Here is a 26464-nt window from a genome sequence, read left to right as displayed (position 1 = left end):
AGCCGAATCCCATGAAGACCCGCGCCGCCGTCGCCTTTGCAGCAGGCAAACCGCTCGAGATCGTGGATGTTGATCTCGAAGGCCCCAAGGCAGGCGAAGTCCTGATCGAAATCAAGGCGACCGGCCTCTGCCATACCGATGATTTCACCCTGTCCGGCGCCGACCCGGAAGGCATTTTCCCCGCCATTCTCGGTCATGAAGGCGCTGGCGTTGTGGTCGATGTCGGCCCCGGCGTCACCAGCTTGAAAAAGGGCGATCACGTCATTCCGCTCTACACGCCAGAATGCCGCGAATGCTATTCCTGCCGCTCAGGCAAGACCAATCTGTGCACCGCCATCCGATCCACCCAGGGGCAGGGGTTGATGCCCGACGGCACCTCGCGCTTCTCCTTCGAGGGCAAGCCGATCTTTCACTATATGGGCTGCTCGACCTTCTCCAATTACACGGTCCTGCCCGAAATCGCCGTCGCGAAGATCGATGCGGCAGCGGCGTTCGACAAGGTCTGCTATGTCGGCTGCGGCGTCACCACCGGCATCGGCGCGGTGATCAATACCGCCAAGGTGGAGATCGGCTCGACTGCCGTAGTGTTCGGATTGGGCGGCATCGGCCTCAACGTCATTCAGGGCCTGCGCCTTGCCGGGGCCGACATGATCATCGGCGTCGATCTCAACAATTCCAAGAAGGAATGGGGCGAGCGCTTCGGCATGACCCATTTCGTCAATCCCACCGAGATCGGCGAGGACATCGTTCCCTATATCGTCAACATGACCAAAAGGCGGGGCGACCTGATCGGTGGCGCCGACTACACGTTTGATTGCACCGGTAACACCAAGGTTATGCGTCAGGCGCTCGAATGCTCCCATCGCGGCTGGGGCAAGTCGGTGGTGATCGGCGTGGCCGGGGCCGGGCAGGAAATCTCCACCCGCCCGTTCCAGCTGGTCACCGGCCGTACCTGGATGGGCACCGCCTTTGGCGGCGCCAAGGGCCGCACCGATGTCCCCAAGATCGTGGACTGGTATCTCGACGGCAAGATCGAGATCGACCCCATGATCACGCACACCCTGCGTCTTGAAGACATCAACAAGGGCTTCGAGATGATGCGCGCCGGCGAAAGCATCCGCTCCGTCGTGGTCTATTAATCCAGACCTTCCGACCCATCGTCATTGCCCGGCTCGCCCGGGCAATCCACCTTTCCACGACGCAGATGGACCGCCCGGATAAACCGGGCGGTGACGAATGCCGGGGCAACGCGGTATCCGCAAATGCTCTGCGCTACACCGCCACCGAGTGGCGCGCTGTGCCGGTGCCGAAATAGCGGTCGAACCGCGATGCGATCACCCGCACGAAGGGTTTGCCGCGGTCGGTAATGGCAAAGACATCATTGGCCATCTTCACCAACCCATCCTCGTCGGGCGCTGCAATGGCTTGCGCCTCCGCCATCAGCGCCCGTCCGGCGGCGCCAAAACCCTCCAGATCTGACGCCGAGAGCCGAAAATGGCACAGCAGGGTCTCGATGGCGCGGGCGCGCAGCCGGTCGTCCTGCGTCAAGGCAAGGCCCTTGGCCGTGGCGACGCCGCCGCTCAGCACCGCCCTGGAATAGTCGCCGGTCGCGATGATGTTCTGCACATAGCCTTGGGGCAATTGCCCGATGGACGAAGCCCCGAGCCCGATCAGCGCATCGGCGGCGTCGTCGGTATAGCCCTGGAAATTGCGGCGCAGCGTGCCGTTTCGGGCGGCGATGGCGAGGCTGTCGCCGGGCTTGGCGAAATGATCGAAACCGATGGGCTGCAAGCCGGCCTCGACAAGCAGGCTGGCCGCGCGCTGGGCCTGGGCGAAGCGCGCATCAAGGCCGGGCAGGGCGGTCTCGGGGATCATCTTCTGATGCGACTTCATCCACGGCACATGCGCATAGCCGAACAGGGCCACCCGGTCGGGGTCGAGCGACAGCGCCGCTTTCACCGTGCGCGTCAGCCCCTCCTCGGTCTGGAAGGGCAGGCCATAGAGCAGATCGAGATTGACCGAATCCACGCCGCGACTGCGCATGGCGTCCACCACGCTTTTGGTCTGCTCGAAGCTTTGCAGCCGGTTGATCGCCTTCTGCACCACCGGATCGAAATCCTGCACACCGAGACTGGCGCGGTTGAGCCCGAACGCGGCCATGGCATCATAACGGCCGTCATCGAGATCGTTGGGATCGATTTCGATGCAGATCTGCGCCGCCGCATCGATCCTGAACGCGCCCGCGAGCTTGCGCTTGAGCGCCAGCAGATCGTCGGGCGTCAGCAGGGTCGGCGAACCGCCGCCGAGATGGATGGCGGTGACGCTGCTGCGTCCGTCCAATTGCCGGGAGACCCAGTCTATTTCGGCATGAAGTGCCCTGAGATAATCGGCCACCGGCTCATAGCGCAGCGTGTGCTTGGTGTGGCAGCCGCAGAACCAGCACAGCCGGTCGCAATAAGGGATATGTAGGTAAAGCGAGATCGTGGCGTCCTGCGGCAATTCGGCCAGCCAGCGCGCATAGGTCTGGGGCGTGATGCCGGCATGAAAATGCGGCGCGGTGGGATAGCTGGTATAGCGCGGCACCGGTTGGGAATAGCGCTCGATCAGTGATTTGGTCTCGATGTCCATGCCGATAGGGTTCCATGCGGGATGGCGACCTTCTATCAAGCACGGGGCAGGGGCCATTTGCCCTGGATCAAGCCGTGCAGACGTTTTATGGAGCCGCCATGTCCGATCCCATGATCTATGTCGATGCCGATGCCTGCCCGGTGAAGGACGAGGCGAAGCGCGTCGCCGAGCGGCTTGGCCTGGTCGTCGTCCTGGTCAGCAATGGCGGTATCCGTCCCTCACGCGACCCGATGGTGCGGGTCGTCGTGGTGCCTTCGGGGGCCGATGCCGCCGATGACTGGATCGTCGAACAGGCCGTGGCCAACGACATCGTCCTTACCGCAGACATTCCGCTGGCCAGCCGCGCCATCGACAAAGGCTGCCACGTCCTTGGTTTCACCGGCAAGCCCTTCACCCCTGCCTCGATCGGCATGGCTTTGGCCATGCGCGACCTCAAGCAGCACCTGCGCGAGACCGGCGAGATTGCGGGCTATAATCCCGGCTTCCGTCCCGCCGACCGCTCGGCCTTTCTCAGTGCGCTGGATAGTCTGGGTCGCAAGGCTAAATCCTTGGCGGGTAAGTAGTTCTTAATAATTCACGAGGGGATTATTAACCATAATCGAAAATATTGATGCCTGTTTAACCAAGTGTTTCGGGTGTCCTCGTGCGGCTTATTCCTGCTTTCGTTCTTGCCGGTCTGGTTGCGCTTGCTTTGGGTGGCTGCGCCAAGCCGATCAGCCAGAAGGATCAGGTCTCGTCCGGACCGGTCGCCACGCAGGATCGCATCGTGACCGGCAGCGCGCCGCTGCAAGGCGCAAGCGCCCGCCTGGAACAGGCCATGCCCAGAAAAATCCTCTCCGGCGGCGCTTTGGCCGGTCGCACCTTGCAGGTCGCTTCGACCGCCGACATCATCTTGCGGCCGGGCGAAGTCGTTCTCACCTTTGATGACGGTCCCCGTGCCGGCAAGACGCCGGCCATTCTCGACACGCTGGATGCGCATGGGGTCAAGGCGACTTTCCTGATGCTGGGCTCGGCGGCGAGAGCCAATCCGAAACTGGTGCAATTGGTGGCCCAGCGCGGTCATGGCGTGGGCAGTCACACCTATGACCATGTCGATCTCACCCGGCTCAGCCGACAGGCCGCGCTGGACGAGATCGTCAGGGGCGAGGCGGCAGTCGCCGATGCCCTGTCCGGTTCAGGCTACGCGGCGTCGCCCTTCTTCCGTTTTCCCTATCTGTCGCAGAGCGGCTATCTGCGCACCACGCTGCTGCAGGGCGACATGGTGGTTCTCGATGTGGACATCGACAGCAAGGATTATTACCGCGATTCAGCTGAAGCCGTGGCCGCTCGGACGCTGCAAAGGCTTGAGGCGCGGGGCAGCGGCATCGTCCTCTTCCACGACATTCACCAGCGCACCGTGGACATGCTGCCGCTGTTTCTCGATGAGTTGAAGGCGCGCGGCTATTCCGTCGTGCGTCTGGCGCCGAAGAATGGCGGCGCGTTCGGGCGCAGTGTGATCACGGCGCAGGCCCAGAAGGATGGCGAGACGCTCTGAGGCGGGTCTGGTTTATTTGAGGCTTCTGGCGGCGCGCCGATACAGCCCGGTCAGCGTCTCAGCCGCGCGGGACAATCCACCCGACCACATCTGCAAGCCGCCCCGGCCCTGCCGATCCGGCACGAAGCGACCATTGGCGGTCACCGAATAGCCTTCCAGCATGCGCTCGGCGATGCGCTTGCCCTCGCGCACGATGCGACGTTCGTAAAGGGGCTGTCCGATATCTGGTACGCGCATGCCGGCCTCGCAATGGTTAGCAAAGCCTTAACGCATGATTTGGCCGAGGTCCAAACCCGATTGCCGGAATGGTTTATTCTAGCGAGGTTCGCTTAATCTTCGTCGTCCTCGACATCGGTGAGGTAGACTGAGATTTCGATGTCGATCCCATAATTGGCAATGGCGGCGGCGGCATGGGCGGGCAGCCGGGCGGACATGGATTCGCCCTCAACCGGATAATCGAAGGCAATATCCAGCACCGCCTTGCCGATGCGGCGGTCGTCCAGCATGGCGGCGATGGCGGGGCCGGAGCGATCCGCCAGCTCAAGCAGGGCCCGCACCGGATTGGTCACTGCCACGTCGATCTGGGCGTAGAAACTGTCTGCCGCGTCTTCCGGCTCGTAGCGTACGCTCAATTGCTTGAGTGCGCGGTCGAGGTCCGGTTGCGGCACCGAGACGCCCGAGAGGCGCAAGGCCATGGCGAAAGGCTCGAACTGGCTCATGATTTGCGTCCGGCAGTGGCGGCGAAGAGGGCGATGGCGGCGGCATTGGAGACATTGAGCGATTTGATCGGGCCGGGCATGTCGAGCCGCACCATCTCGTCGCAGAGTTCGCGGGTGCGCTGGCGCAGGCCCTTGCCCTCGGCGCCCATGACCACGGCCAGCGGCCTGTCGTCGGTGCGCGGCTTCAGCTGCACTTCAGATTCTGAATCAAAGCCCAGCACCAAGAGCCCGCGCTGCTTGAGCTTTTCTAGCGTGTCGCCGAGATTGCGCACCTCGATCATCGGCACCAGGTCCAGTGCGCCGGAGGCGGCCTTGGCCATGACGCCGGTTTCGCGCGGAGAATGGCGCGCCGTGGTGATCACCGCATCGGCGCCGAAGGCGCAGGCGGTGCGCAGGATGGCGCCGACATTGTGCGGATCGGTCAATTGATCCAGCACTACGACCAGTTTCAGGTTCGAAATATCGTCGAGCCCGAAGCGGCTGACCGGATCGACTTCCAGCGCCGCGCCCTGATGCACGGCTTCGCCGCCCAGCAGACGGTCGAGTTCCTTGGGGTTGGTCTCGACGACCTTCACCTTGCCGATCTCGCCGCTTTCCTTCAGCCGGCCAAGGGCATTGGGCGTCGCCAGCAGCGTTTTCTTGACGCGGCCGGGATTATCCAGCGCGGCGCGAACCGTATGCAGGCCATAAAGATAGACCGGCCCGGTATCGGGATCATATTTGGGCTTGGGGGGGAATTTGTTGCGGCTCATGGCTGAGCGGTAGCGGTTTTGCAGCGGCGCGGCAAGCAGCTTGCAGGCCCGCGCCCGTGCAATACCGGGCTTTTATCCGACCAGCGAGGCCACCAGCGAATTTTCCGCGACACCGCGTTTCTTGTTGCTCAGCCGGGCGAGTATGGCGCGCCATTCCCAGCCCCGCAGCTTGGTGATCGAGGACTGGCTGATTTCGGCAGCGTTCATATCGCAGATCGCGTGGCGGATGCGGCGCTTCCGCCAGCCAAAGGCGTGGTGGATGCTATAGGGCCCATCTTCGGCCTTGAGCATCACGATTTTGTAGCCATGGTCGCGCCCGAGGATGCGCTGCGCGGCGAGGTGGATGTTGAGATAGGTCGGCGCCGATATGCCCTGACGCAGCGCAGGAAAATTCTCTTCCCGTTTCAGCATGCGCACGTAATTTCCGGCGCCGAGGCGGATGGCGTTTTCGAACTCATCCTTCCAGGCAGTGATGAATTCGGAATGCGGCGCAGCTGCCACCATCCAGCTTTCGATCACCGGCCGCGAGGCGTCCCTTGTCCAGCGATTGAGGTAATATCCGAAGGCTTCCGCCCCGGCTTCTGCCATCGTTTCGCCGACGAACGAGATGTCGCCGGAAACCACGATGGTCGCGTCCATATAGATGCCGCCATGCTCGGCGAGCAGCGCCAGCCTCGCCCAGTCCGATTGGCGCTGCGGCGTCTCCTCGAACAGATTTTCCGGGATATTCCGCACATAATCTGGAAGCGTCTGCGGCGTGACCAGGATCACGTCGTAGTCCGAGTTGTGCAAGGTCCATGTCCGCATGCAGGCGGCGATCAATTCGGGCAGGTCAGTGCTCGACCAATAGGCCCATATTTTCCTGGGCATCGGCGCGTGATCGCGGGTCTGGTGATAAGCGCCGGAAATTGTCGTGCTGGTTTTCAATTCGAACGGCCCGCCCCCAAAACTGGATTTTGGTTTTAGTTTCATCCCCCGAAACGTCAAGTCTGCCAGCCTTTTGCGGCCCGGAATCGAAAAGCCCAGACATCAGGACGGCAGCAACTCAGTCGGAAAAAGGCACTGCGCGTTTTCCATGCCCATCGAGCGTCAACCGTAGCGGCGCGTTTACCATTACGTGACACCTTCTTGGTTCCATATGGGGGAAGGGCGAACGTGGTGCCGCTGCGTATTGCCTCGGCGATTTCCGTCGCCCTATGGGCCTTTTGCGCTTCTGCCTTTGCTCAGGAAAGTGGCGCGTTTGCGGGCATCGATCTTCTGGCAGGCGTTGCGTGAGGCACCTCGCACACCACGGATGGCGGCGCTTCATTCGCCGGTGGCGGCGTGGTCGACAACGTAAAATTCGGCCTTGCGACCGGCATTGGCGGATATCTGGGATATCGGCTTGATGGCCCGCTATCCGAGTTCGTCGAATACCAATATCTGGGTGGCCAGGCGAGCTGGGATGCAACATTCCCGCTCTTTGGGGTGTCGTCCACTTTCGACGCGACGGCAATTGGCAACGCATTGCTCGCAAGCATTGCGTATGACCTGCCGCTTTCGCCAACGACCGGCTTGACCATCGCGGGCGCAAGTCTCAACACCTGTCCGGCATCACCGAGATATACTCTTGAACGCGTCCCTTTAATTCGCCTTTTGATCGCCCGTTGAATAGCCGTCACCGCCACAAGGCATTGGCTACGCGTCCCGAGATCGCACCCTCCGAGAAAACCACCGGTCCGCCGGATCCTTGTGCGTGGTGGCATGGCCGCGGCAATTCATGCCGCGAACGACAAATTGCCAGTCAAAAGCCTGGCAAAATCCGCTCTGTAAGTATTTGAAATTTCGGGGCCCTTTTGGGCGGGGTGGTGGAGGGGACTGGATTCGAACCAGTGTAGCCTGAGGCGTCAGATTTACAGTCTGATGGATTTAACCACTCTCCCACCCCTCCACATTTTCCGGGCAGGAGACGAACAGCTCTCGCATTCGTCGGGGCGGTTTATGGTGGGCCGGGGCAAAGGTGTCAACTCCCCTAAGCGTCTCTCCCGCAAGAAATTGCCCAGGCTGCGCTTTTTGTGGTGCGCATAGCCAGCTCGCACTTGCAATATCGTGGCCGATCTTGCTAAGCGAGGCCATGGCATCGCCTCCAGGCGGGTATAGCTCAATGGTAGAGCAGCAGCCTTCCAAGCTGAATACGCGGGTTCGATTCCCGCTACCCGCTCCAAAAATCATTTCCGTCATAGAAGCTGTCTGACGATTTGATCAAATCGTCCGCTTCAAGTGCGGCTGCTGGACCGCAATACGGCGCCCCGCCTTTCATTCGTCAGATAGCCATCTCGAACATTGACCAATGACGCTTTTTGAAGTGTGCCCGACCCTGCTTCGGCCGGGCCAAGGCCGTCTGTGGACGCTTCGGCTTCGAAGACAGCGCCTTCCCAGTCGCACTTCTTGAGAAGCGTCGGCGGTCTTGCGCAGCGACAAGATCGGCATCACAAATGACAAGTGATCATGAGGATTTTGCAATGCACCTGCTGCGTTTGGCCGCTTTCACGATCGCCTTGGCCGCTGTACCGGCATCGGCCCAGGGCGAGGTCAGCCTGCGCCTTATGAACGAATCCAATCGGGTGGTGACGTCACTCAGCGTCTATCCGATTGATGCGGATGGAGATCCCGTGGAGGACAATCTGGGTGGCTCCTATGACGACCTGGCGCCGGGACAGGCCGTGTCCGTGCAATTGGCGGCCCAGTGTGGCCCCATGCTGGCAGTTGTGACACTGGCGGACGGAACCGATATGCGTGCCACGTTGGATACCTGCGTCAGCCAGGTCTTGCGTGTGACCGATTGAGGGGGCCAACGGGTTTGCGGGTAAAGCCTCGCATGGCAGGGCGAGAGGGAGCCTGTTCGAAATCGTTATGCGCCAGGTTGCGAAAGCCTATGCTGGTCCTTGAGGCTCTCGAAGCGGGATAGCGGGCTCCGCCTCAATTCATATCAAGGTGACGGCGGTCAAGTGGCGCCGACCTGCTTCGAGGCGCCTAGCGGCATCTGGCAACGCAAAATGCACAGCTTCGCTACGGAGAGGTCTCGAGAGGGTAGACCAATTTCCTATCCGAGGTTTTCATCGCAGCAGGGGTTAACATCGCCCGCTCAATACGCCCAGGCGCCATGAGATGATCGACAGCATGCCCACCCATCAGCAAATAGTCGGCGATGATCCTGCGATGACATCTCCACCAAACCGCTTCGGAGCACATGAGTGCCAGTCGTTGGTTGTGGCCCAGATCAACCAACCGGAAGAGCGCCGCGGCGAACGCATCGCCTAGTGCATAGTCGGCATAGTTGTGGAAGCTCTGAACTCGCCAGTTTGCGTTGATTTTCTCGTCAATTGGTTGTCTGCCCCGCCGGCCGCCGAGCGCCGGCCAATGCTGGTAGCTGATCTGCACCTTGGTGAGATCATGCGGCAGGTTCTCAATGTTGAACGCAGGGTTGGTCCGGGAATGCGGAATGGCCCGAACATCGATCAGCATGGATACCTTGGCGTCCCGCAGCATCCCGACCAGTTCGCCAATGGATCGGCTCGAATGTCCAATCGTCAGGAAAGTTGTCATACTTGGACCAACGCGCCCGCATGGCGGCGGTTCCGATTGGGCGGTATGCCCCACATTTTCGCGTGAATGTTTACCAAAAAGTCACCGGTCGGAATGGCTTCGCACGATCCGGCGCTGCTTGATCAGCAAATGAGGTGTCTCATCAAGCCGCCTGGTTTGCGGGCCAGGGCAAGGCGGCTGCGGGATCCTGTCGCGTGACCTTTAGTTGGCAAGTGCAACCAAATACCTAGATGCGTCGATGTTGACTTCATCCCGTGAAATGGCCCTGCTTTCGCTTGCAGGAGGACTTTTCATGAAAAAATTTGTTTCGGTTTTGACGCTTGCGGCGATGATGTCGGGAGCCAATGTTGCATATGGACAAGTTGGAGGAAACTTGGCCCAATTCCCGCCGGTGGACTTGGAAATAATGATCCACGAGACCGAGGCCGGTACGCCGGAGTTATCAACCACCGAAGTCAAGTTGATCACGGGGGAATATTACCGCTTAAACGTGTTGAGCGATGGTGAGACCGATTGGCGCTTTGAGGCACCAGACCTTCTTGCAAACTCTCATCTCCGCGTTTTGACCGTGAATGATGGCATTGAGGTGCATTTGCAAAGCCTCGTTTTCAGGGCATTTGAGTTTGACGAGCCAGGCAAAGTTTCATTCGGCTTCGTGCCAATCAGGCCCGGCACGTATCAGTTCACGGTCGGACGGAATCCAATAGCACAGGGCCTGGCCGCTGGGACTTCAGGGGTGCAAGAGCCGGAATTTAGGGCAGAAGGCTCATTTGTAGTCGAGTAATTTTTGATTTGCTCGCTGCAATTTTGTAGCGCCTCACACTTGAACAAGCCCCTCTCTAACCAGAGGGGCTTTTGCATTGGGGAGACGGTATGGATGACGTGCCATTGCGCCGGGGTGCTGGGTACGGCTTGGGCCTCACTCCATGAAGCCGGAATCCACAAATCGCTCAACGATGGCCGCTTCTCCTCAGCTAACGTGAATGTTTGCCAAACAGCCATCTGAGTTGTCCGGGCATGGCGCTGAGGGCCGCGTCAATCGTGCATACTGGGGCCCGACAGTTCGGGTGTGTGAACGCAATCGTCGCGATACTCAACACAAGGCAGCGCAACTACGCGCTGTTGCGTCCACAAAACCGGTAATGTCGAGAAAATCCGGGCCTGGCAGGGGCTGGGGGACTCGAACCCACGACCCTCGGTTTTGGAGACCGATGCTCTACCAACTGAGCTAAACCCCTTCAGGCGAGGCCGTGTCTAATGGCAAAGGCGCGGCGATGCAAGTGGGTCTGCGCGCTCGTCTGTGGGTTTTGTCGCCGGGACGGCGTTGTGCGCTTTTGATGGATAGGATCACATGCGGCGAAGCCCGACATGCGCCGCGGCATGAGGTCGGGGTGTGGCGCGGCCTTCAAGGCCATACGCGCTATTCAGCGGCGGCGGGCAATTTGTCGGTGTGGCGGGCCTTGAGCTTGTTGAGCTGATGCGCCGCGTGGGAGAGCAGGGCGGTGCGCACCTGTTCATGGGGCACGGAGCCGCAATCGGCTTTTACCTTGAGGTCGAGCGAATATTCCGTCCGGTTGCAAAGGAAGGTTTCGCGGATACGCACGCGGACGGCGCCGGTGATGCGGTTGGGAATCGCCTTGTGCGGGCCGAAATGCAGAAGTTGGCAACCAATCACGTCGAACGACATCGCTCCCTCCTTGAGCTCTGCCTCTGTCGGGCAGGGATCAATCCAAATCCAAGGCGGTGCCCTGCGCAAGTGGAATTCGTCGGCTTTTGCACTTATGCTTTACAGCGTGGCGTTTTCGGCGGGTGGCGGCATTGGCGATTCTCTTGGGCTTGCCTGTTGCAATGTGCGGGCAAAACTTCTAGATAGCCGGTCTCTAGCCGTGCGGGATTCCTGCGCGGCGTTTGGTTTTGCACCAAGACACGAAGAGTTGGTTAGCCTATGGCCCGTCCGAATCCGATCCAGTTTCTCCAGCAGGTTCGCTCGGAAGTCAGCAAGGTGACCTGGCCGAGCCGCAATGAAGTCCTGATCTCCTCGATCATGGTCGTCGTTTTGGTGATCCTGGCCAGCATGTTCTTCCTTCTGGCGGATCAGGTCATTTCCTGGCTCGTGTCCTTGATGTTGTCGATCCGCTAAGCGGTTCATTTTATTAGGTTACTGGGAGCGGCACCCTTTATGGCCAAGCGCTGGTATATCGTTCAGGCTTATTCGAATTTCGAGCGCAAGGTGGCGGAGGACATTCGCCAGAAGGTCGCGCAGAAGAAACTCGATCACCTGTTTGAAGACGTGATCGTGCCGACCGAAAAGGTCGTGGAGATTCGTCGTGGCCGCAAGGTCGATGCCGAGCGCAAGTTTTTTCCGGGCTATGTGCTGGTGAAGATGGAGATGACCGATGAGGCGTTCCATCTGATCAAGAACACGCCCAAGGTCACTGGCTTCCTCGGTTCGGACAACAGGCCGATGCCGATTTCGGAGAATGAGGCCATGTCGATCCTGCAACAGGTGCAGGAAGGCGTGGATCATCCCAAGCCCACGATCAGTTTCGAGGTCGGCGAGAATGTCCGCGTGTCGGACGGTCCTTTCGCCAGCTTCAACGGCGTCGTCGAAGAGGTGGACGAGGAGCGCTCCCGCCTCAAGGTCGAGGTCTCGATTTTCGGTCGCCCCACTCCGGTGGAGCTCGAATATGGTCAGGTCGAAAAGGTCTGACCGTCACGCGGGGAAAATCCCGCGAAACCCGTGGAAGGGGATGGCGCTCAGCCGGCGTCAGGAAACCGCACCACGGCCATCAACCGCCCGATCTGGGCATTGAACAGGATGAAGAATGGCTAAGAAGATTACGGGCTATATCAAGCTCCAGGTGCCGGCCGGCTCTGCCACGCCGTCGCCCCCGATCGGTCCCGCTCTCGGTCAGCGCGGCCTCAACATCATGGAATTCTGCAAGGCGTTCAACGCCGCTACGCAGGAACTGGAAAAGGGTTCGCCCATTCCGACCGTGATCACCGCCTATGCCGACAAGAGCTTCACCTTCGAGATGAAGCAGCCGCCGGTGACCTATTTCATCAAGAAGGTGCTTAACCTCAAGTCCGGCTCCAAGCTGCCGGGCAAGGATAGCGCCGGCACCATCACGCAGGCTCAGCTGCGCGATATCGCCGAAAAGAAGATGAAGGATCTCAACGCCGACGACGTTGAAACCGCAATGACCATGATCGCCGGTTCCGCGCGCTCCATGGGCATCCAGGTCGAGGGCTGATAGAAATGGCAAAGATCGCAAAGAAGGTCGCCGTTGCCCGTGAAGGCATCGACCGCAACAAGCTTTACAGCCTCGATGAAGCCATCAAGATGGTGAAGTCGAAGGCTTCGGCCAAGTTCGATGAATCGGTCGAGATCGCCATGAATCTGGGCGTTGACCCGCGTCACGCTGACCAGATGGTCCGTGGCGTCGTGTCGCTGCCCAACGGCACTGGCAAGACCGTTCGCGTTGCCGTGTTCGCCCGTGGCGCCAAGGCTGATGAGGCCAAGGCCGCTGGTGCCGACATCGTCGGCGCCGAAGACCTCCTGGAAACCATTCAGGGCGGCAAGCTCGATTTCGATCGCTGCATTGCCACGCCGGACATGATGCCGCTGGTCGGCCGTCTCGGCAAGATCCTCGGCCCGCGCAACCTGATGCCGAACCCCAAGGTCGGTACCGTGACCATGGACGTCAAGGGTGCTGTCGGTGCTGCCAAGGGCGGCGCCGTGGAATACCGCGTCGAGAAGGCCGGTATCATCCATGCCGGCATTGGCAAGGTTTCCTTCTCGGAAGAAGCCCTGCTGCAGAACATCAAGGCGTTCACCGACGCCGTGGTCAAGTCCAAGCCGGCTGGCGCCAAGGGCACCTATGTCAAGAAGGTCGCCGTGTCGTCCACCATGGGCCCGGGCGTCCATGTCGAGCCGTCGACGGCTCTCTAAGAAGTCGGCCTGAAAAGTGGGTTTCACTTTTCGAACAGGGCCCTTCTGGTGATGAATTTGGAGCGCGGTTCCGTCAGGGACGATGCCGCGCTCCAGCAATTCGCGGCTTCGGCCGCGAGACGTTAGCAGTCTGTTAGCGAATAGCTTCGAACTGCTGGCGAAAGACCTGTCCGAGACTGCCGGTTGGCGAAAAAGCCAGTAAATCTGAAACGATCAGGGCCAGCAATAGACGGGGTGAAGACCGAATTTCGTTCGGTTCGAACCTAGGCCAGTTGCCCTTCGGGGCGCTCGGTTGGCAGGCACTAACCGTTGTTCCCCGGTCCCGAAAAGGGCAGGGGGCAGCAATTGGCAATGGTCCCGGCGTGCTTCGGCCAATGGGACCAGACTAGTGGAGACTAGTGTGGAAAGAGCGGAAAAGAGTGCAGTCATTGCCTCGCTCCAGGAAGCCCTCGCGGGTGCTGGATCGATCGTGGTTGCGCACAATACCGGCCTGACCGTCGCTGCGTTCACTGACCTGCGCGTGCAGGTCAAGAAGGCTGGCGGCAAGGTCAAGGTCGCCAAGAACCGCCTTGCCAAGCTTGCTCTTAAGGAAACCGATGTCGCTGACATTTCGGGCCTGTTTACTGGCCCGACCGTCATCGCCTATGCGGAAGATCCCATCGCTGCGCCGAAAATCGCAGCGGCTTTCGCCGAGAAGAACCAGAAGTTCGTCATTCTCGGTGGCGCCATGGGTGCAACCGCACTCGACGCCGATGGCGTCAAGGCACTGGCGACGCTGCCGTCTCTCGATCAGCTGCGGGCAAAGCTCGCTGGCCTGGTCAAGCAGCCGGCAACGAACATCGCTTCCATTCTCGTGCAGCCGGGTGCGGGCATTGCTCGCGTCCTAAAGGCTCACGCCGAAAAGAGCGAAGCGGCGTAAGGCCGTTCCAGACTACCTCAACATTCGAACCTGAACACAAACTGAAAAGAGTATAAAATGGCTGATCTCGCCAAGCTCGTTGATGACCTCTCGGCTCTGACCGTCCTCGAGGCTTCTGAACTGTCCAAGATGCTGGAAGAAAAGTGGGGCGTTTCCGCCGCTGCTCCGGTTGCTGTTGCTGCCGCTGGCGCTGCCCCGGCTGCTGCCGTTGAAGAAAAGACCGAATTTGACGTGATCCTGGCCGCCTTCGGCGACAACAAGATCAACGTCATCAAGGAAGTCCGCGCCATCACCGGCCTGGGCCTGGGCGAAGCCAAGGCTCTGGTTGAAGGCGCACCGAAGGCCGTCAAGGAAGGCGTGTCCAAGGCTGAAGCCGAAGACATCAAGAAGAAGCTGGAAGATGCCGGCGCAAAGGTCGAACTGAAGTAATTTCAGTTCCCTCTTGAAATTTGCGAAATGGCGCTTTATGTGCCATTTCGCTTTTCCGTTTCTGACGGAACGATTCGCCGGGCCGATTGAATGGGTTCAGGCGCCAATTTGCGGAAATATATGACGATTTTGGATGTCTCAGGCACGTTGAAGCCTCTGATGACCTCGCTGCGGGCTGTGCCGCATGCGGGGTTTTAGCTGCTGATCACGAGACTGTGATCCCGCTTCCGGGCCTGGAGTGGGATGAAAAGCGACGTCCTGAAGGTCCGCTGAATTTGACTGACGGGCATATATCCCGAGCGCCGACGGCTGATGGTCGGTTCTTTGGATATCTGCCTCCGAGACAAAGCAATAGGTGCGCGTTTCCGGAGAGGGGTTCCTCGTTTGTCTGGAAGCTGCGCCAAAACAGAAACAGGAGCTTTCATGGCTACCACGTTCAACGGCCGCCGCAAGGTTCGCAAATCCTTCGGTACGATCCGCGAAGTCACGGAGATGCCCAACCTGATCGAAGTCCAGAAGGCTTCCTACGATCAGTTCCTGCTGGTCGACGAGCCCAAGGGCGGTCGTCCGGACGAGGGCCTGCAATCGGTGTTCCGGTCGGTTTTTCCGATCACCGATTTTTCGAACACGGCGTCGCTCGAATTCGTGCGCTACGAATTCGAACAGCCTAAATATGACATCGATGAGTGCCGTGCGCGCGACATGACGTTCGCTGCCCCTCTCAAGGTCACGCTGCGCCTGATCGTGTTCGAAGTGGACGAAGAAACCGGCGCCAAGTCCGTCAAGGACATCAAGGAGCAGGACGTCTATATGGGCGACATGCCCTTCATGACGCCGAATGGAACCTTCATCGTCAATGGCACCGAGCGCGTCATCGTTTCGCAGATGCACCGTTCGCCGGGCGTGTTTTTTGACCACGACAAGGGCAAGACCCATTCGTCCGGCAAGCTGCTGTTCGCCGGCCGCATCATTCCCTATCGCGGTTCCTGGCTCGACATCGAATTCGACGCCAAGGACATCGTCTATGCCCGCATCGACCGTCGCCGCAAGATCCCGGTGACCAGCCTGCTCAAGGCGCTCGGCATGGATGCCGAGGAAATCCTTGCGACCTATTATTCGACGCTGCCCTACGAGAAGACCGAGAAGGGCTGGCGCGTTCCCTACGATGCCGAGAAGTGGAAGGCTGCGAAGCCCAGCCATGACCTGATCGACGCCACGACTGGCGACGTCGTGCATGAGGGCGGCAAGAAGCTTTCGGCCCGCCAGGCCAAGAAGCTGGCCGAGAACGGCCTGACCCATCTGCTGGCTGTCGATGAAGATCTGTACGGCATGTACATCGCCGAGGATCTGGTCAACCTCAAGACCGGCGAAATCTATGCCGAGGCCGGCGACGAGATCGACGAGAAGGTGCTCACCAAGCTGGTGGACCTCGGCTTCGACGAGCTGCCGATCCTCGACATCGACCACGTCACCATCGGCGCCTATATTCGCAATACTCTGGCCGTGGACAAGAACGAGTCCCGGGAAGATGCGCTGTTCGACATCTACCGCGTCATGCGTCCCGGCGAGCCGCCGACCGTCGATACGGCGGAGGCCATGTTCCAGTCGCTGTTCTTCGACAGCGAGCGCTATGACCTAAGTGCGGTCGGCCGCGTCAAGATGAACATGCGTCTCGAACTCGATGCGCCCGACACCATGCGCACCCTGCGCAAGGAAGACATCGTCGAAGTCGTCCGCACCCTTGTCGACCTGCGCGATGGCCGTGGTGAAATCGACGACATCGACAATCTGGGCAATCGCCGCGTCCGTTCGGTCGGCGAACTCATGGAAAACTCATATCGTCTTGGCCTGCTCCGCATGGAGCGCGCCATCAAGGAGCGCATGAGCTCGGTCGAAATCGACACGGTGATGCCGCAGGATCTGATCAACGCCAAGCCGGCTGCCGCCGCTGTGCGTGAATTCTTCGGTTCGTCGCAGCTGTCCCAGTTCATGGACCAGACCAATCCGCTGTCGGAAATCACCCACAAGCGCCGTCTTTCGGCGCTTGGACCTGGTGGTCTGACCCGCGAGCGCGCCGGCTTCGAAGTCCGCGACGTGCATCCGACCCATTATGGCCGCATCTGCCCGATCGAGACGCCGGAAGGCCCGAATATCGGTCTGATCAACTCGCTCTCGACCTTTGCGCGCGTCAACAAGTACGGTTTCATCGAGACCCCGTACCGCAAGATCGTGGATGGCAAGCTGACTGAGGAAGTGGTCTATCTTTCCGCCATGGAAGAAGCCAAGCACTACGTTGCTCAGGCGAATGCCAGCTTCACCAAGGACGGCGAGCTTGAAAACGACCTGGTGGTGGCTCGCCATGCCGGCGACAACGGCCTGACGCCCAAGGAAAACGTCGACCTGATGGACGTTTCTCCCAAGCAGATGGTGTCGGTTGCCGCCTCGCTGATCCCCTTCCTGGAAAACGACGACGCCAACCGCGCCCTGATGGGCTCGAACATGCAGCGTCAGGCCGTGCCGCTGCTGCGCGCAGAGGCTCCTTTCGTGGGCACCGGCATGGAGCCGGTCGTGGCTCGTGACTCGGGTGCCGCCATTGTGGCCAAGCGCACCGGTATCGTTGACCAGGTTGATGCGACCCGCGTGGTCATTCGCGCCACCGCCGAGACCGATGCGTCGAAGTCGGGCGTGGACATCTACAATCTGATGAAGTTCCAGCGTTCGAACCAGTCGACCTGCATCAACCAGCGTCCGCTGGTGGTCGTGGGCGACCATATCAATGCCGGTGACATCATCGCCGACGGCCCGTCCACCGAACTGGGCGATCTGGCCCTGGGCCGGAACGTGCTTGTCGCGTTTATGCCGTGGAACGGCTACAACTTCGAAGACTCCATCCTGCTCTCCGAGAAGATCGCGATGCAGGACGTCTTCACCTCGATCCATATCGAGGAATATGAAGTCATGGCTCGCGATACCAAGCTCGGTCCCGAGGAAATCACCCGCGATATTCCGAACGTTTCGGAAGAAGCGCTGAAGAGCCTCGACGAAGCCGGCATCGTGCATATCGGCGCCGAAGTGATGCCGGGCGACATTCTGGTCGGCAAGATCACGCCCAAGGGCGAAAGCCCGATGACGCCGGAAGAAAAGCTGCTCCGCGCCATCTTTGGCGAGAAGGCGTCTGACGTTCGTGACACCTCCCTGCGCGTGCCGCCGGGCGATGCCGGTACCGTCGTTGAAGTGCGCGTGTTCAACCGCCACGGCATCGACAAGGACGAGCGCGCCATGGCCATCGAGCGCGAGGAAATCGAGCGCCTGGCCAAGGACCGCGACGACGAGCAGTCGATCCTCGACCGCAACGTCTATGCCCGTCTCAAGGAAATGCTGTTCGGCAAGGCCGCTACCGCAGGCCCGAAGGGCTATGTCGTGGGCACCAAGCTCAACGATTCCATCTTCGAGGCGCAGCCGCGCTCCAAGTGGTGGCAGTTCGCGGTCGAAGACGACAAGGTCATGACCGAGATGGAAGCCCTTCATGCCCAGTATGAAGAGAGCCGGCGTCTGCTCGAACAGCGCTTCATCGACAAGGTGGACAAGTTGCAGCGCGGTGACGAACTGCCTCCGGGCGTGATGAAGATGGTCAAGGTCTTCATTGCCACCAAGCGCAAGATCCAGCCGGGTGACAAGATGGCTGGCCGTCACGGCAACAAGGGCGTGGTGTCCCGCATCGTGCCCGTCGAGGACATGCCCTATCTCGAAGACGGTACCTCGGTGGATATCGTGCTCAACCCGCTCGGCGTGCCGTCACGCATGAATGTGGGCCAGATCCTCGAAACGCACCTGGGCTGGGCTTGCGCCGGCATGGGTAAGAAGATCGACGAGATGGTTCGCGCCTATCATGCCAAGGGCGATCTCAAGCCGCTGCGTCTCGAAATCGGCGAGCTCTTCGCCAATGACGAGTCCATCACCGATCTCGACGATGACGGTCTGGTTCGTCTGGGCGAGCATCTGTCCAAGGGTGTTCCGATTGCAACGCCGGTGTTCGATGGCGCCAAGGAAGCTGACATTGTCGAACTTCTGGAGCGGGCAGGGCTCAAGTCTTCGGGCCAGTCCACCGTCTTTGACGGTCGTACCGGTGAGCAGTTCGATCGTCAGGTGACGGTCGGCTACATCTATATGCTCAAGCTCGACCACCTAGTGGACAACAAGATCCACGCACGCTCGATCGGTCCCTACTCTCTGGTCACCCAGCAGCCGCTGGGCGGCAAGGCCCAGTTCGGCGGTCAGCGCTTCGGCGAGATGGAAGTGTGGGCACTCGAAGCGTATGGCGCCGCCTATACGCTACAGGAAATGCTCACCATCAAGTCGGACGACGTGGCGGGCCGTACGAAGGTCTACGAGGCCATCGTGCGCGGCGATGACACCTTCGAAGCGGGTATTCCGGAAAGCTTCAACGTCCTGGTCAAGGAAATCCGTTCGCTCGGTCTCAATGTCGAACTTGAGAACCGCGAGTTGGCGGCACCGGCCAATGAAGCTGAAGGCGAACTCGCGCCTCCTCAGGAAGCGGCGGAATAATCCGGCACTTCCCACCCCATTCACCTTCCGTCTGGAACCCGTTCATATTCGGGGACCAGACGGATAGAGGAGAGATTAGATGAACCACCATTCCCACGTCATGGACCCGTTCAACCCGGCCATTCCGGTGCAGACTTTCGATCAGATGAAGATCTCGATCGCGTCGCCCGAAAAAATCCTGTCCTGGTCCTATGGCGAGATCAAGAAGCCCGAGACCATCAATTACCGCACGTTCAAGCCTGAGCGTGACGGCTTGTTCTGCGCGCGCATCTTCGGCCCCGTGAAGGACTATGAGTGCCTGTGCGGCAAGTACAAGCGCATGAAGTTCAAGGGCGTTATCTGCGAAAAGTGCGGTGTGGAAGTCACCCTGAGCCGCGTTCGTCGCGAGCGCATGGGCCATATCGAGCTGGCCGCGCCGGTTGCCCATATCTGGTTCCTGAAGTCGCTGCCGAGCCGTATCGCCCTGCTGCTCGACATGACGCTCAAGGATATCGAGCGCATCCTCTATTTCGAGAACTACGTCGTTCTCGACCCCGGCCTGACTCCGTTCACCCAGCATGAGCTGCTGACCGAAGAACAGTTCCTGGATGCCCAGGATGAATATGGCGCCGACACCTTCACCGCCAAGATCGGCGCTGAAGCCATCCGCGAAATCCTGCTTTCGCTCGATCTTGAAAAGATCGCGGCTGACCTGCGCGTGGAAATTGCTGAGTCCACCACCGAACTTAAGCCGAAGAAGCTCGCAAAGCGGTTGAAGATCGTCGAGCAGTTCATCGTCTCGGGCAACAAGCCCGAATGGATGATCATGACCGTCATTCCGGTCATTCCGCCCGAGCTTCGCCCGCTGGTGCCGCTGGATGGTGGCCGCTTCGCCACGTCCGATCTCAACGATCTCTATCGTCGCGTGATCAACCGCAATAACCGCCTGAAGCGCCTGATCGAACTGCGTGCGCCGGATATTATTATCCGCAACGAAAAGCGCATGCTGCAGGAAGCTGTTGACGCGCTGTTCGACAATGGTCGCCGTGGCCGCACGATCACCGGCGCCAACAAGCGCCCGCTGAAGTCGCTGTCCGACATGCTCAAGGGCAAGCAGGGCCGGTTCCGCCAGAACCTGCTCGGCAAGCGCGTGGACTATTCCGGCCGCTCGGTGATCACCGTGGGTCCGAACCTCAAGCTGCACCAGTGCGGTCTGCCCAAGAAGATGGCGCTCGAGCTGTTCAAGCCCTTCATCTATTCGCGTCTCGAAGCCAAGGGCTTTTCCTCGACGGTGAAGCAGGCGAAGAAGCTGGTCGAGAAGGAAAAGCCGGAAGTCTGGGATATCCTGGACGAGGTGATCCGCGAGCACCCGGTTCTGCTGAACCGCGCGCCCACCTTGCACCGTCTTGGCATCCAGGCCTTCGAACCCATCCTGATCGAAGGCAAGGCAATCCGCCTGCATCCGCTCGTCTGCTCGGCCTTCAATGCCGACTTCGACGGCGACCAGATGGCCGTGCACGTTCCGCTGTCGCTCGAAGCGCAGCTGGAAGCGCGCGTGCTGATGATGTCCACCAACAACATCCTGCACCCCGCGAACGGCCAGCCGATCATCGTCCCGTCGCAGGACATTGTGCTGGGCCTCTATTACCTGTCGCTGATGAATGACGGCGAGCCGGGTGAAGGCATGGCATTCGGCTCCTATGCCGAACTGGAGCATGCGCTCGACACCAAGGTCGTCACCTTGCACACCAAGATCAAGGCGCGCGTGCCGGCCTGGGACGAGAATGGCAAGCAGACGACCGAGATCGTGGAAACGACCCCCGGCCGCATGCTGATCGGCCAGATCCTGCCCAACGATCCGGCGGTACCGTTCTCGACGGCTAACCAGCTGATGACCAAGAAGATGATCTCCAAGATGATCGACACCGTCTATCGCGGTTGCGGTCAGAAGGAGACGGTCATTTTCTGTGACCGCGTCATGCAGCTTGGCTTCCAGAACGCCTGCGACGCCGGCATTTCGTTCGGCAAGGACGACATGGTGATCCCCGCGTCCAAGTACACGATCGTGGAAGAGACCCGTAAGCTGGTCGAAGAATTCGAGCAGCAATACAATGACGGCCTGATCACTCAGGGCGAGAAGTACAACAAGGTCGTGGACGCCTGGGCCAAGTGCGGCGACAAGGTTGCCGAAGAGATGATGGACGCGATCCGTACTGTCCAGATCGACAAGGAAACCGGCCGCCAGAAGCCGATCAACTCCGTCTATATGATGTCGCACTCGGGTGCTCGCGGTTCGCCGGCCCAGATGAAGCAGCTTGCCGGTATGCGCGGCCTGATGGCCAAGCCGGATGGCTCGATCATCGAGACGCCGATCACCGCGAACTTCAAGGAAGGCCTCAACGTGCTGGAGTATTTCAACTCCACCCACGGTGCCCGCAAGGGTCTGGCCGACACCGCGCTCAAGACCGCCAACTCGGGTTACCTGACCCGCCGTCTGGTGGACGTGGCGCAGGATGCGATCATCGTCTCCGAGGATTGCGGTACCGAACGCGGCCTCACCATGGAGCCGATCGTTGACGCCGGCCAGGTCGTGGCGTCGCTCGGTCAGCGCGTGCTCGGCCGTACCACTGCCGATGATGTGTTCCATCCGCTGAGCGGCGAGTTGATTGCCCCCAAGGGCACCATGCTCGAGGAAAAGCATGTCGACGTGATCGAAGAGGCTCGCATTCAGTCGATCCGCATTCGCTCGCCGCTGACCTGCGATCTGCGTCAGGGTTGCTGCGCCGCCTGCTATGGCCGCGATCTGGCCCGTGGCACGCCGGTCAATATCGGTGAAGCTGTCGGCGTCATTGCCGCTCAGTCCATCGGTGAACCCGGTACGCAGCTCACCATGCGGACGTTCCACATCGGTGGTACTGCGCAGGTGGTGGACTCCTCGTTCCTCGAGGCGGGTGCGGAAGGCAAGATCGAGATCCGCAATCCGAACCTGGCGCTTGTCGAAGGTGGCAAGCAGGTCGTCATGGCCCGTAACGTCGCGCTTGTGATCGTCGATGGCGAAGGCAAGGAACGCGCCAGCCACAAGGTGACCTACGGCTCCAAGCTGCTGGTCAAGGAAGGCGATAGCGTGCGTCGTGGCCAGCGTCTGGCCGAATGGGATCCGTATACCCGTCCCATCCTGGCCGAGGTCGAAGGCGAAGCCGTGTTCGAGGACATGCTCGACGGCGTTTCCGTTGCAGAAAACACCGACGAGGCGACCGGCTTCACCAAGCGCGTGGTCATCGACTGGCGCGGCAACCAGCGTGGTGAAGGCCTCAAGCCGGCGATTGCCATCGGTCGCGGCGGCGTGATCGCCAAGGTAGATCGCGGTGGCGAAGCTCGTTACCTGCTCTCGGTTGATGCGGTTATCGCTGTCGAGCCGGGCGAGAAGGTGTCGCCGGGTGACGTGCTGGCGCGTATTCCGCTCGATAGCGCCAAGACCAAGGATATTACCGGTGGTCTGCCGCGCGTGGCCGAACTGTTCGAGGCTCGCCGTCCAAAGGATCACGCCATCATCGCCGAGATCGATGGCACGATCCGCTTTGGCCGCGATTACAAGAACAAGCGTCGTGTCATCATCGAGCCGAATGAAGACGGCGCCGATCCGGTCGAGTACCTGATCCCGAAGGGCAAGCCATTCCACCTCCAGGAAGGCGACACCATCGAGAAGGGCGAGTACATTCTGGATGGCAATCCGGCTCCGCATGACATCCTTGCGATCAAGGGCGTCGAGGAATTGGCGCGCTATCTCGTCAACGAGATCCAGGAAGTGTATCGCCTGCAGGGCGTGTTGATTAACGACAAGCACATCGAAGTGATCGTTCGTCAGATGCTGCAGAAGGTCGAAATCGTGGATCCGGGTGAGTCCGGCCTGCTCAAGGACGAGCAGCTCGACAAGCTCGACTTCGACGAACTCAATGACGCTCTGGTGGCCGAAGGTAAGAAGCCGGCAACGGCCAATCCGGTGCTGCTCGGCATTACCAAGGCGTCGCTGCAGACTCGCTCCTTCGTGTCGGCCGCGTCGTTCCAGGAAACGACCAGGGTGCTCACCGAAGCTGCCGTCTCCGGCAAGGCCGACCTGCTCGAAGGACTCAAGGAGAACGTCATCGTGGGCCGTCTGATCCCTGCCGGCACCGGGGCCGGCCAGACCAAGGCCAAGCAGATCGCCAGCAAGCGAGACGATCTCATCCTTGATGAACGCCGCCGCCAGGCTGAAACCGCCGCTCTCGCGGCGCCGGCCGCCGAGTAAGGCGTTTTAGAGAAACGGACTGGGAAAGGGGCCTTCGGGCCCCTTTTCTTTTGCCCGCGTAATTCGGAACCGCTTGACGCCGATGCTTAGAAATGGAATATTTGTTTCGTGATAAGTGTGAAATAGAACGTATGAGCTATTTCGGCTTTCCGTTCACGAGGGAGGAAAATCGATGAACATTCTGACGAAGGGCTTTGCGGCCCTGGCGCTGGCGGCAATTGCATTGCCAGCCACGATCATTCCGGCGGCTGCTGAGGGTGAGCGTTTCGTTCTGGTGTCGCATGCGCCGGATTCCGACAGCTGGTGGAATACTATCAAGAACGCCATCGCCCTGGCCGGCGAGCAGATGGGCGTGACGGTCGAATACCGCAACCCGCAGACGGGCGATCTGGCCGATATGGCTCGCATCATCGAGCAGGCAGCGGCGTCGAACCCGAATGGCATCATCGCCACTATCGCCGACTTCGACGTTTTATCCGGCCCGCTGACCGATGCCGTGGACCGTGGCATTCCGGTCATCACAATCAATTCGGGCACAATAGAGCAGTCCAAGGCTATCGGCGCACTGCTACATGTCGGCCAGCCGGAATATGACGCCGGGTTCGGTGCGGGTGAAAAGGCCAAGGCTGCTGGCGTGACCAGCTTCCTTTGTGTCAATCACTACATCACCAATCCGGCTTCGGTGGAGCGCTGTCAGGGCTTTGCCGATGCTCTCGGCGTTGATCTGGGCAACCAGATGATCGACGCCGGACAAGATCCGGGTGAAATCCAGTCCAAGGTCGCGGCCTATTTGCAGACCAATTCCGGCACCAATGGCATTCTGACGCTGGGGCCGACTTCGGCACACCCGACTATCGCCGCACTTAATGCCAATGGTCAGGCGGGGGCGATCTTTTTCGGCACATTCGACCTTTCTGATGAAATCGCCGCTGCGGTGAAGGACGGGACGATCAATTTCGCCATCGACCAGCAGCCCTTCTTGCAGGGCTATCTGCCGGTGGTCATCCTCACCAATCTGGCCCGCTATGGCGTCGTTCCGGGCAATTCCATTAATTCTGGCCCGGGCTTCATCACCAAGGACAATATTGCTCTGGTCGAGCAATATGCCGGTCAGTACCGCTGATCGACCTTCCGCCGGGGCTGCCGCCAGTGGCCCCGGCTCTTTGACCGGCGCATAGCGCCTCCCGAATTCGGAGAATGAAGATGGTTGACCAGCCTTCGGGCGCGCCGGTTGCCGATGAGCGTATTCAGCGCCAGTCGGGCCTGCGCCGAGCCTTCGTCCGCCCAGAACTTGGCGCCATGGCCGGAACTGTCCTGGTGTTCGTCTATTTTGCGGTCGTCGCCGGCGGAACCGGTATGTTCGGTGCTGACGGCATCATGAATTGGGGTGTCGTCTCCGCTCAGTTCGCCATCATTGCCGTGGGCGCGTGCCTGTTAATGATCGCGGGCGAATTCGACCTTTCGGTCGGCTCGATGATCGGTTTTGCCGGCATAGTCATTGCGCTGTTGAGCGTTCATCTCGGCTGGCCGATGTGGGCCGCGATCATTGCCGCCTTCATCGTTGCCATGCTGATCGGCGCCGCCAACGGCTATCTCGTCATCAAGACCGGCCTGCCATCCTTCATCGTAACGCTGGCATCGCTCTACATTCTGCGGGGCCTGACCATATATCTGTCGATCTCCACCACGCGCCAAACCATTATCGGCGGAGTCCGCGAGGCGGCGCAGGACGACTGGTTCGCCGCGTTGTTCGGCGGCAAGGTCTTGGGTTTCATCTTCTACTGGCTGGCCGAAATGGGATGGATCGCCACCTTCCAGGGTGGCAACAGGGCAGGGCAGCCTGTCGTTGATGGCATACCCATGCTGATGGTGTGGGCCGTCGCCCTCATAGTTTTCGCGCATGTGCTGCTGACGCGCACGCGGTTTGGCAATTGGATCTATGCCGCCGGTGGTGATGCCAAGGCGGCGCGCTATGTCGGTGTGCCGGTGGACCGGGTCAAGATCGCCATGTTCGTATTCTCGGCCTTCTGCGCCACCATTTTCGCCACCTGCCAGGTCATGGAATTCGGTTCGGCCGCCGCGGACCGCGGTTTGCTCAAGGAGTTCGAGGCCATTATCGCGGTGGTTATTGGCGGCGCGTTGCTGACCGGCGGCTATGGTTCGGTGATCGGTGCCGCGTTGGGCGCGCTGATCTTCGGCGTGGTGCAACAGGGATTGTTCTTTGCGGGTGTCGAAAGTTCTCTGTTTAGGGTTTTCCTCGGCGTTATCCTGCTGCTCGCAGTCATCCTCAATACCTATATCCGCCGCCTGATTACCGGGGAGCGCTGAGCCGTGACCGACAAACCTCTCATCGAGCTTATCGATATCAAGAAACAATTCGGTCCGGTTATCGCCCTAAATGGTGTGTCCGTGTCGGTGATGCCGGGGGAATGTCACTGCCTCCTCGGAGACAATGGCGCCGGCAAATCGACCTTCATCAAGACCATGGCAGGGGTGCACAAGCCGAGTTCGGGTGAAATCCGCATGAATGGCGAGACGGTAAGTTTTGCCAATCCCCGTGACGCGATGAGCGCAGGTGTCGCGACGGTCTATCAGGATCTGGCGATGATCCCACTGATGTCGGTGACGCGCAATTTCTGGATGGGGCGGGAGCCACGCAAGGGTTGGGGGCCATTCCAGTTCCTCGACATGGAGCGGGCCAACAAGGTTGCACTTGAGGAAATGCGCCGCATGGGGATCGCCCTGCGGGAGCCGGACCAGGCGGTCGGCACATTATCGGGCGGCGAACGCCAGACTGTGGCCATTGCTCGCGCGGTCTATTTCGGTGCCAAGGTTCTGATCCTCGATGAGCCGACCTCGGCTTTGGGTGTTCGGCAGACGGCCAATGTGCTCGCGACGATCGACCGGGTGCGCAAGAGCGGTGTTGGTGTTGTCTTCATCACCCATAATGTTCGCCATGCAATGGCCGTGGGCGACCGGTTCACCGTGCTCAATCGTGGCAGGACGCTGGGTACCGCGAAAAAGGGCGAGCTGACGCCGGAACAATTGCAGGACATGATGGCGGGCGGCGTGGAACTGGCTGAACTCAGCAGTTCGCTCGGCGGCACCGTCTAGAC

24 protein-coding genes and 3 tRNA genes are annotated in these 26464 nt (G+C 60.2%); 18 read left to right on the top strand and 9 right to left on the bottom strand.

Translation table 11 applies throughout. The features are described 5' to 3' along the window. Positions 1–11: 11 nt before the first annotated feature. The gene (locus H0482_RS02510; RefSeq protein WP_193728433.1) at positions 12–1139 is read left to right on the top strand and encodes an S-(hydroxymethyl)glutathione dehydrogenase/class III alcohol dehydrogenase; all 1128 of its coding nucleotides are present in this window, start codon (positions 12–14) and stop codon (positions 1137–1139) included. Between the two features lie 133 nt (positions 1140–1272). Here H0482_RS02510 and hemN read toward each other — a convergent pair whose 3' ends face one another. Continuing rightward, positions 1273–2628 (bottom strand): oxygen-independent coproporphyrinogen III oxidase, encoded by a 1356-nt coding sequence (hemN, locus tag H0482_RS02505; protein WP_193728432.1) that lies wholly within the window; start codon positions 2626–2628, stop codon positions 1273–1275. A 98-nt stretch (positions 2629–2726) separates the two neighbouring features. Here hemN and H0482_RS02500 point away from each other — a divergent pair, with 98 nt between their 5' ends. Together H0482_RS02500 and H0482_RS02495 are read left to right on the top strand one after the other, a co-directional pair. Continuing rightward, a complete protein-coding gene (locus H0482_RS02500; protein ID WP_193728431.1) occupies positions 2727–3191 on the top strand; it encodes a YaiI/YqxD family protein in 465 nt (154 codons plus the stop codon). A gap of 80 nt (positions 3192–3271) precedes the next feature. Next, positions 3272–4162, top strand: coding sequence for a polysaccharide deacetylase family protein (locus H0482_RS02495; RefSeq protein ID WP_330998172.1), 891 nt, complete (start codon positions 3272–3274; stop codon positions 4160–4162). A 12-nt stretch (positions 4163–4174) separates the two neighbouring features. On the opposite strand, the gene H0482_RS02490 is transcribed toward H0482_RS02495, so the two are convergent. The 4 genes from H0482_RS02490 to H0482_RS02475 form a co-directional block, all read right to left on the bottom strand. Further along, on the bottom strand, positions 4175–4399 hold the full coding sequence (locus H0482_RS02490; RefSeq protein ID WP_193728430.1) for a hypothetical protein: 225 nt from the start codon (positions 4397–4399) through the stop codon (positions 4175–4177). A gap of 92 nt (positions 4400–4491) precedes the next feature. Further along, positions 4492–4881 (bottom strand): hypothetical protein, encoded by a 390-nt coding sequence (locus tag H0482_RS02485; RefSeq protein ID WP_193728429.1) that lies wholly within the window; start codon positions 4879–4881, stop codon positions 4492–4494. Continuing rightward, a complete protein-coding gene (gene rlmB / locus H0482_RS02480) occupies positions 4878–5633 on the bottom strand; it encodes a 23S rRNA (guanosine(2251)-2'-O)-methyltransferase RlmB (RefSeq protein ID WP_193728428.1) in 756 nt (251 codons plus the stop codon). The genes H0482_RS02485 and rlmB overlap by 4 nt, the downstream gene beginning before the upstream one ends. 72 nt (positions 5634–5705) lie before the next feature. Continuing rightward, entirely contained in the window at positions 5706–6605 is a 900-nt protein-coding gene (locus H0482_RS02475) for a glycosyltransferase family 32 protein (protein WP_193728427.1), read from the bottom strand. A gap of 351 nt (positions 6606–6956) precedes the next feature. On the opposite strand from H0482_RS02475, the gene H0482_RS02470 reads away from it, so the two are divergent. Next, positions 6957–7283 carry a hypothetical protein gene (locus H0482_RS02470; RefSeq protein ID WP_193728426.1) on the top strand — a complete coding sequence of 109 codons (327 nt, stop codon included), beginning with the start codon at positions 6957–6959 and terminating at the stop codon, positions 7281–7283. 195 nt (positions 7284–7478) lie between these two features. On the opposite strand, the gene H0482_RS02465 is transcribed toward H0482_RS02470, so the two are convergent. Beyond that, a tRNA-Tyr gene (locus tag H0482_RS02465) sits at positions 7479–7563 on the bottom strand. A 199-nt stretch (positions 7564–7762) separates the two neighbouring features. Between H0482_RS02465 and H0482_RS02460 the strand changes: the two genes are divergently transcribed. After that, positions 7763–7836, top strand: a tRNA-Gly gene (locus tag H0482_RS02460). A gap of 298 nt (positions 7837–8134) precedes the next feature. Then, the gene (locus H0482_RS02455; protein WP_193728425.1) at positions 8135–8458 is read left to right on the top strand and encodes a hypothetical protein; all 324 of its coding nucleotides are present in this window, start codon (positions 8135–8137) and stop codon (positions 8456–8458) included. 223 nt (positions 8459–8681) lie between these two features. Here the strand turns inward: H0482_RS02455 and H0482_RS02450 are convergent, their stop codons facing one another. Further along, entirely contained in the window at positions 8682–9218 is a 537-nt protein-coding gene (locus H0482_RS02450; RefSeq protein ID WP_193728424.1) for a DUF488 domain-containing protein, read from the bottom strand. Between the two features lie 292 nt (positions 9219–9510). Here H0482_RS02450 and H0482_RS02445 point away from each other — a divergent pair, with 292 nt between their 5' ends. After that, a complete protein-coding gene (locus H0482_RS02445; RefSeq protein WP_193728423.1) occupies positions 9511–10002 on the top strand; it encodes a hypothetical protein in 492 nt (163 codons plus the stop codon). 378 nt (positions 10003–10380) lie between these two features. Here the strand turns inward: H0482_RS02445 and H0482_RS02440 are convergent. Beyond that, a tRNA-Trp gene (locus tag H0482_RS02440) sits at positions 10381–10456 on the bottom strand. 182 nt (positions 10457–10638) lie between these two features. Next, positions 10639–10905: a hypothetical protein gene (locus H0482_RS02435; RefSeq protein ID WP_193728422.1), complete on the bottom strand. Its 267-nt coding sequence runs from the start codon at positions 10903–10905 to the stop codon at positions 10639–10641. 258 nt (positions 10906–11163) lie between these two features. On the opposite strand from H0482_RS02435, the gene secE reads away from it, so the two are divergent. The 11 genes from secE (at position 11164) to H0482_RS02380 (ending at position 26462) form a co-directional block, all read left to right on the top strand. Then, on the top strand, positions 11164–11358 hold the full coding sequence (gene secE / locus H0482_RS02430) for a preprotein translocase subunit SecE (protein WP_193728421.1): 195 nt from the start codon (positions 11164–11166) through the stop codon (positions 11356–11358). Between the two features lie 39 nt (positions 11359–11397). Beyond that, a complete protein-coding gene (nusG, locus tag H0482_RS02425) occupies positions 11398–11928 on the top strand; it encodes a transcription termination/antitermination protein NusG (protein WP_193728420.1) in 531 nt (176 codons plus the stop codon). Between the two features lie 115 nt (positions 11929–12043). Further along, positions 12044–12472 carry a 50S ribosomal protein L11 gene (gene rplK / locus H0482_RS02420; protein WP_193728419.1) on the top strand — a complete coding sequence of 143 codons (429 nt, stop codon included), beginning with the start codon at positions 12044–12046 and terminating at the stop codon, positions 12470–12472. A 5-nt stretch (positions 12473–12477) separates the two neighbouring features. After that, positions 12478–13170 carry a 50S ribosomal protein L1 gene (rplA, locus tag H0482_RS02415; protein ID WP_193728418.1) on the top strand — a complete coding sequence of 231 codons (693 nt, stop codon included), beginning with the start codon at positions 12478–12480 and terminating at the stop codon, positions 13168–13170. 400 nt (positions 13171–13570) lie between these two features. Further along, on the top strand, positions 13571–14089 hold the full coding sequence (gene rplJ, locus H0482_RS02410) for a 50S ribosomal protein L10 (protein WP_193728417.1): 519 nt from the start codon (positions 13571–13573) through the stop codon (positions 14087–14089). Positions 14090–14146: 57 nt separating this feature from the next. Beyond that, positions 14147–14518, top strand: a complete 372-nt coding sequence (gene rplL, locus H0482_RS02405) for a 50S ribosomal protein L7/L12 (protein WP_193728416.1) — start codon at positions 14147–14149, stop codon at positions 14516–14518. A gap of 423 nt (positions 14519–14941) precedes the next feature. Next, positions 14942–19084, top strand: a complete 4143-nt coding sequence (gene rpoB / locus H0482_RS02400; RefSeq protein ID WP_193728415.1) for a DNA-directed RNA polymerase subunit beta — start codon at positions 14942–14944, stop codon at positions 19082–19084. Between the two features lie 79 nt (positions 19085–19163). Then, on the top strand, positions 19164–23348 hold the full coding sequence (gene rpoC, locus H0482_RS02395; RefSeq protein WP_193728414.1) for a DNA-directed RNA polymerase subunit beta': 4185 nt from the start codon (positions 19164–19166) through the stop codon (positions 23346–23348). Between the two features lie 172 nt (positions 23349–23520). Then, positions 23521–24471: a sugar ABC transporter substrate-binding protein gene (locus H0482_RS02390; RefSeq protein ID WP_193728413.1), complete on the top strand. Its 951-nt coding sequence runs from the start codon at positions 23521–23523 to the stop codon at positions 24469–24471. 80 nt (positions 24472–24551) lie between these two features. After that, the gene (locus H0482_RS02385) at positions 24552–25676 is read left to right on the top strand and encodes an ABC transporter permease (RefSeq protein ID WP_193728412.1); all 1125 of its coding nucleotides are present in this window, start codon (positions 24552–24554) and stop codon (positions 25674–25676) included. 3 nt (positions 25677–25679) lie between these two features. Further along, positions 25680–26462 (top strand): ATP-binding cassette domain-containing protein, encoded by a 783-nt coding sequence (locus H0482_RS02380; RefSeq protein WP_193728411.1) that lies wholly within the window; start codon positions 25680–25682, stop codon positions 26460–26462. The last annotated feature ends 2 nt before the right edge of the window (positions 26463–26464 follow it).

The sequence above is a fragment of the Devosia faecipullorum genome (genome assembly GCF_015158295.1).
Taxonomy (GTDB): Bacteria; Pseudomonadota; Alphaproteobacteria; order Rhizobiales; family Devosiaceae; genus Devosia; species Devosia faecipullorum.
The sequence above is the reverse complement of the archived record's forward strand: the minus strand, read 5'-3'. Positions and strand labels throughout refer to the sequence as shown.